Annotated in this window: 3 protein-coding genes; 2 read left to right on the top strand and 1 reads right to left on the bottom strand. The window is 74.9% G+C overall.

The genetic code is table 11. The features are described 5' to 3' along the window. Positions 1-774: alpha/beta hydrolase family protein (locus F2B26_RS15190; protein WP_159810794.1), on the top strand; the 774-nt coding region annotated here is incomplete at its 5' end. Positions 775-942: 168 nt separating this feature from the next. Next, the gene (locus F2B26_RS15185; protein ID WP_159810792.1) at positions 943-2343 is read left to right on the top strand and encodes a GGDEF domain-containing protein; all 1401 of its coding nucleotides are present in this window, start codon (positions 943-945) and stop codon (positions 2341-2343) included. A 45-nt stretch (positions 2344-2388) separates the two neighbouring features. Here the strand turns inward: F2B26_RS15185 and F2B26_RS15180 are convergent. Next, positions 2389-3448: TRM11 family SAM-dependent methyltransferase (locus tag F2B26_RS15180; RefSeq protein ID WP_159810790.1), on the bottom strand; the 1060-nt coding region annotated here is incomplete at its 5' end.

The following is a 3448-nucleotide window of genomic DNA, read 5'->3' as shown; positions in this document are numbered from 1 at the left end:
GGCTGGCTCGCGCTGCCGGCCGGGGCGAGCGCGCAGGACCCGGCCCCGCTGCTGCTGTGGGTGCACGGCGGCCCGCTCGGCTCGTGGAACGCCTGGTCGTGGCGCTGGAACCCGTGGCTGCTGGTGGCCCGCGGCTACGCGGTGCTGCTGCCCGACCCGGCGCTGTCCACCGGCTACGGCCAGGACTTCATCCAGCGCGGCTGGGGCGCCTGGGGCGCCGGACCCTACGAGGACCTCATGGCGGTCACCGACGCCGTGGTGGCCCGCGCGGACATCGACGAGACCCGGACGGGCGCGATGGGCGGGTCGTTCGGCGGCTACATGGCCAACTGGATCGCGGGGCACACCGACCGGTTCCGGGCGATCGTCACGCATGCGAGCCTGTGGGCGCTCGACCAGTTCGGCCCGACCACGGATGCGGCGTTCTACTGGCAGCGTGAGATGACCGAGCAGATGGCGCTCGAGAACTCCCCGCACCGCTTCGTCGAGCAGATCAGCACGCCCATGCTCGTCGTGCACGGGGACAAGGACTACCGGGTGCCGATCGGCGAGGGCCTGCGGCTCTGGTACGAGCTGCTCTCCCGGTCCCAGCTGGCCGCCGACGAGCAGGGGCGTACACCGCACCGGTTCCTCTACTTCCCCGACGAGAACCACTGGGTGCTCTCACCGCAGCACGCGCGGCTCTGGTACCAGGTGGTCGAGGCGTTCCTGGCCGAGCACGTCCTGGGTCTGGCCGGCGAGGGTGCCCCCCGCTACCCCCGGACCCTCGCCTGAGTCCCAGAGGTCCGATCGGCTCGGAGTTTTTTCACCCGCTCAAGGTGGGTCGGCGTGCGGCCGATATCGCCCAGGTGGGTGAATCGGAGTCCGCAGGCCGTCCGTCCGGGTTGTGCACACCCGGGTGGTCCCGAGCTGCGGGCGGTCGCCGTGGTCGATGATGTCCGCGTGAGCCAGCGCGGACATCAGGACACCGCGCGCCCCGGCGACGGGGTGGGGGCCCCGTCGAGCCGGGTCCAGCTGCTCGCAGCCTCGGCCCGACGGCTCGAGGCGTGCCGGGGGATGGCCGAGCTGTCCCAGGTCGCGTGCGACTGCCTGCTCGAGACCCTGGACGCCCGGCGGACCATCCTGCTGCGCATCGAGCAGGACGAGGCGCGCCCGCTGTGGCTCTCGCCGCCGGTCACCGACGCCGAGCACGCGGTCGTGATCGAGGACATCTCCCGGATCAGCGCCCGGCCTGAGCTGCGCCGGCTGATCCTCGACCGCACGCCCTCGCGCGCCCACCGCGCCGAGGGCGACGCGGACGGGGTCGAGCTCGGTGACCCGGTGGAGCTCGAGCTGCTCGGCCGTCTCGGCGTGACGGCCGAGGTGTGCGCGCCGGTCGTCGTCAACGGTGGTGTGTGGGGCGCGCTCATCGTCACCCGTGGTACCGGTCAGTTCGACGACGAGGACGTGGCCGCGACCGAGATGCTCGCGGCGCTCACGGCCGCCGCGGTGATCCGGCTGGACTTCGAGCACCAGGTGTTCCACCTGCTCGCCGAGGACCCGCTCACCGGGCTGGCCGACCGTCGGGTCGCCGATGCGGCGGCCGAGCGGGCGCTGGCCAGCGGGGTCGAGACCTGCATCGTGATGTGCGACGTCGACGGCCTCAAGCAGGTGAACGACGAGCTGGGCCACGCGGCGGGCGACGATCTGCTGCGGATCGTGGCCGGGGTGCTGCGGCATGCCGCCGACGCCCTGCCGGGCACGACCGCGGCCCGGATCGGCGGTGACGAGTTCTGCCTCGTCGTGCCCGGCTGGCCGCGCGGGACGGTCGAGGACGTGCTCGTCACGACGATGGACCAGCACCAGCTGCCGCACGGTGCGGCGATCTCGTGGGGCGTGGCGGCGAGCTCGATCGGGGAGCGGGTGCCGATCAGCAGCCTGTTCCGGGCGGCCGACTTCGCCCAGTACCGGGCCAAGCGTGCACGGGCCCGTCGTCGTCAGCTCGCGCTGCCCGACACGGCCGACCCCATGGTGACCGCGCAGCAGGTGCTCTCCCGTGCGCTGCCGGCGATCGCCTCGGCGCGTCCGGGGGCGTTGTCGCGGCTGTGCGCCCTGGCCTCGACCGCCACCGACACCCTGGGCGGCGGCGCCTGGACGGTGCTGCGGGAGCGGCTGCCGGGGGAACGCGTGGTGGTCGCGCGCGGCGGCAGCCCGGCGGCTCAGCCGACGGCCGTCCGGACCGTCTCCGTCGACCACCGGGGCTGGCGCATCGAGGTCGGTGCCTCGGCGGACGCGACGCTCGAGGAGCGGGTCCGCACCGCGTTGTCGGCGGCGATGTACGTCGCCGCCCAGGACGGCGACTGAGCGAGGTCCCTCCGCCCGGGTGCGGTGCTCCGGCCGGCGTCGGGCTCAGCGGCGGTGCAGCACGTAGACGCGCGGGTGGTGCCCCTTGGCGAACACCCGCAGGGCGGGGTCGGCGCGCCAGAACCCGTCGGCGTCCCGCAGGGCGTGCTCCATCACGGTGATCTCGTGCGTGAGCACGACGAGCCGTGCGCCGGGTGCCGCGAGCCGGTGGGCGGCGGCGAGCAGACCTTCGTGCAGCCGGGGGGAGTCGGCGTGCGAGCCGTGCAGGGTGCCCCACGGCGGGTCTGCCAGCAGCAGGTCGAAGCGCTCGTCGCCGAGCACCGTCGGGTCCGTCGCGTCGGCCCTGGTCAGCCGGGCGTCTGCGGCGGCGGCGGTGAGGTTGGCCCGGGCTGCGTCCAGCGCCTCGTCGGACAGGTCGACGCCGACCGCGGTGGCGGCCGGCCCGGCGAGCAGGCGTTCGACGAGGAGCGTGCCCGACCCGCACATGAGGTTGAGCACCCGGTCGGTGGGTCGCAGACCGGCCAGCCGGACCATGGCGGCCGCGATGGTCGCGTTGGCGGCGCCGGGGTAGTCGACGACACGCCAGGTGCGGGCGGACAGCGGCCGGGGCCCGAGCCGCACCAGCACGTCCCAGCCCGGGTCGACGCCCTGGCCGGGGTGTGCGGCGTGACCGCGGCGCACCGTGACGACGAGCTCGCCGTCGTCGGGGGCGTACGGCAGCCCGACCACCTGGGCGAGCTCGGCTCCGAGCCGGGTGAAGTCCGCAGAGCGTGAGCCGGCGGCCTCGAACCGGAACGCCCGGCTGGGTGCGAGTGCGAGCGAGGCGCGGACGGCCGCGGCGATGCGGCCCAGGTGCTCCCCGCTCACCATGGACCGCGGCCGGGGCACGTCGAGGTGCAGGCTCGCGAACACTGCGACGGCGGTGCGCAGCGTGAGCACGCGGCGGTCCCAGCCGGGCAGGTCGAGCCCGATCGCGTCGTCGCGTCCGGGGACGGGCCGCGGCGGCCGGGGCGGGCGCAGCACCTCGACCACCTCGTCGCGCACCACCTCGCCCAGACCGGGCAGGAAGGTGATCTCGAGCCGGTCGGGCCGCGGCGGCCGGGCG

This window comes from Cellulomonas citrea (genome assembly GCF_009829685.1).
GTDB classification, from domain to species: Bacteria; Actinomycetota; Actinomycetes; order Actinomycetales; family Cellulomonadaceae; genus Cellulomonas; species Cellulomonas citrea.
Note: the sequence above shows the minus strand (reverse complement) of the source record. Positions and strands in the feature narration are given on the sequence as shown.